This window comes from Polaromonas sp., assembly GCF_041689105.1.
Lineage (GTDB): Bacteria > Pseudomonadota > Gammaproteobacteria > Burkholderiales > Burkholderiaceae_C > Polaromonas.
In genome coordinates, this window is sequence record NZ_JBDNGU010000062.1 from 1 (window position 1) to 2664 (window position 2664).

Below are 2664 nucleotides of genomic sequence, written 5' to 3' on the forward strand. Positions count from 1 at the left end.
CAAAGTACGCCGTCGCTTTTTCTAGGATGTCGCGCTCCATCTTCACCCGCGCCAGCTCAGCCCGCAGTCGGGCCAGCTCCATTTGTTCGGGGCTCACTGGCTTGTCACCGGCTCCTTGGAGCTGGCCTTTGCCAGCCAGCCTGACCCAGTTATCCAGACTTGCCTTGGGTAGGCCCAGTATCTTCGCAGTCACCGACACTGCCTGACCACCCTTGACCACCCTTGACCAGCCGCACGGCCTCCATCTTGAATTCCAGTGTGTACTTGCCACGTCGCTTTACTTCACTCATTTCTGTCTCCTTGAACTGATTTTTACCCATCAGCTAAGAAGTACGTTTTTCGGGGGAAAGGTCACTGGCCGTAGACTGCGGGACATAACTTCAGAAGTTGTCGGATTCTATGGTGATAGTCAGCCTCTAAGCAGCTTGTCCAGGTAGTCCGCCCACGATTGCATCATGGCATCTTGTCGTGCCCGGATAGAGGCATCCCGGAAGCCCACATCATGGACGTTCTGGGAATCGGGCGAACAGCCGTGTGACGTACCCGGGCGGCGTATTTACAGGGTGGTGCTGATTTAGCGGTGTTTGATGTTGCACGAACGGGTCGTCCCGCGCAGTACGACACGGATGCCGAGGCGCAGGTGACGACGCTGGACAATGGTTGCCCTCGAACGCGCAGCCCGCCAAGAGCCAGATTTGCGCAAGGTGAGCAGGGAAACGGTGCGGCACATGTTTAAAAAAACGACCTCAAGCCTTCGTCGGCTGATGTGGCGCATCGGGAAGTTGGCCGAGGAGTACCGACACCGCATGTACGACTTGCTGGCGCTGTATGCCAAGCCGCTTTGCCGCAATGAGCCCGTGATCTGCATTGACGAGAAGAGCCTGCAGCTTATCGGGCACAGTCGCCAGCCATTGCCCATAGCGCCAGGCGCCCCGCGCAAAGAGGACCACGACAATAGTAAACAAAGAAGTCCCCGGCCTTCGGCTTGAGCACCAGGTGGCGCTGCTCGCATTCGCACGCGGGGACTGCGTTGATCTCAAACCAAGTTTAGACGCAGGGACAAGACGTGCGTCACGGCGACCAGCCAGCGGCACTGCTGGCAAGGCGCCGCGTCAAAGGCTGCGCAGCAACTCGCTGAGCCCATCCCAGACGATCTGCACGCCCAGGCAAAGCAGGATGAAGGCGCTCAGGCGCAGAAAGACCGTGGTACCGGTTTCGTCCAGCGGTTTAAGTAGCTGCGTGGCATAGCGGAAGGCGACGAACATCACGAGACCAATGACGACCACGCCGCCGAAGCCACCGGCGAAGCGCGCCAGCGACAGCGCCAGCCGCTCTTCATGCAGCGTGACGCCGATGGTGATGGTTGCGGCCACCGAACCCGGGCCGCAGCTGATCGGGAACGTCAACGGATAGAAGGCGTGGATGCGCGCCATCTCGGGCGTGAATGCTTCAGCCAGGGATTGCCGGTTGTCTCGCGCAGACAGGCTGACGGCCAGCAGGCGCCAGGCGTTGGCGGCGATGATGGTGCCGCCAGCCACGCGCACGATGGGCAGCGAGATGCCGAACATGGCGAGCACATAGGAGCCCACGAGCATCGCCACGGTGATCAGCAGCACCATGTTGGTAGTGATGCGCCACGCCAGCACGCGGCGCGTGTCATCGCTGGCGCCTTCGGTGAGCCCAAGGAAGATCGGCGCGGTGGCCGCCGGATTCAGGATCGGCAGTAGGGTAGCCAGCACGAGCAGGAAGCTCTTGCTAGTGTAGTGTTCCATTCTGTTTGGAATTTAAGCGACTGTTCGCACGAATCACTTTCTGCAGGATGTCGCGCGCGCTCTTGGTCCAGATGAACGGCTTCGGATCGGTGTTGTGATGGGCAACGTATTCATCGATGGCTGTCACCAGATCGGGCACGCTGGTGAACACGCCCCGACGCAGCCGTTCGGTAGTCAGATCGCGAAAGAAGCGTTCCACCATGTTCAGCCACGACGCCAAGGTCGGCGTGAAGTGCATGTTGAACCTCGGATGCCTGGCCAGCCACTCCTGCACGGCCGGATGTTTGTGCGTGGCGTAGTTGTCGGCAATCAGGTGCAGCGTCTTGCCCTTGGGCGTCTGACGGTCGATCTGGCGCAGGAACTTCAGCCACTCGACGTGCGTGTGTCGCTGCTGGCATTGGCCCATGACTTGACCGTCCAGCACGTTGAGCGCCGCAAACAGCGTTGTGGTGCCGTGGCGCTTGTAGTCGTGCGTCATTGTCTGCGCGCGACCCTTCTTCATCGGCAGTCCCGGCTGCGTGCGATCCAATGCCTGCACCTGGCTTTTTTCGTCGCAGCACAGTACCAAGGCGTGTTCGGGCGGCGACATGTACAGCCCCACGATGTCTTCGAGCTTTTCAACGAACTGCGGGTCACGCGAGACCTTGAAGCCTCGCACGATGTGCGGCTTCAGGCCATTGGCCTGCCAGTGCCGCATCACAGTGCTGGCGCTGACACCCAACTGCAAGCCCATCTTTCGCGTGCTCCAGTGCGTGGCAGCCTGGGGCGTGGTCTGCGTGGTCAACTCCACCAGCTTTTGCACGTCCACCTTCACAGGCGGTGCTCCGCGGGGCAAGTCCCGCTCGATGCCTTCAAGACCGGCCTGAACATAGCGCTCGCGCCAGCGAGCAAC

The 2664-nt window shown here is 60.7% G+C and carries 2 protein-coding genes and 1 pseudogene; all 3 read right to left on the bottom strand.

The genetic code is table 11. The features are described 5' to 3' along the window. Positions 1 to 290 (bottom strand): annotated as a pseudogene (locus ACESMT_RS05120) (transposase); the annotation flags it as partial. An 822-nt stretch (positions 291 to 1112) separates the two neighbouring features. After that, entirely contained in the window at positions 1113 to 1772 is a 660-nt protein-coding gene (locus tag ACESMT_RS05125) for a MarC family protein (protein ID WP_372825495.1), read from the bottom strand. Next, positions 1756 to 2664, bottom strand: a 909-nt coding sequence (locus ACESMT_RS05130) for an IS630 family transposase (RefSeq protein ID WP_372825496.1), incomplete at its 5' end; no start/stop codon positions are given. The genes ACESMT_RS05130 and ACESMT_RS05125, both read right to left, overlap by 17 nt.

What these genes read in the sequence shown, in the direction of transcription:
- ACESMT_RS05125 (WP_372825495.1), bottom strand. Translation starts at nt 1,772, where the DNA reads ATGGAACACTACACTAGCAAGAGCTTCCTGCTCGTGCTGGCTACCCTA.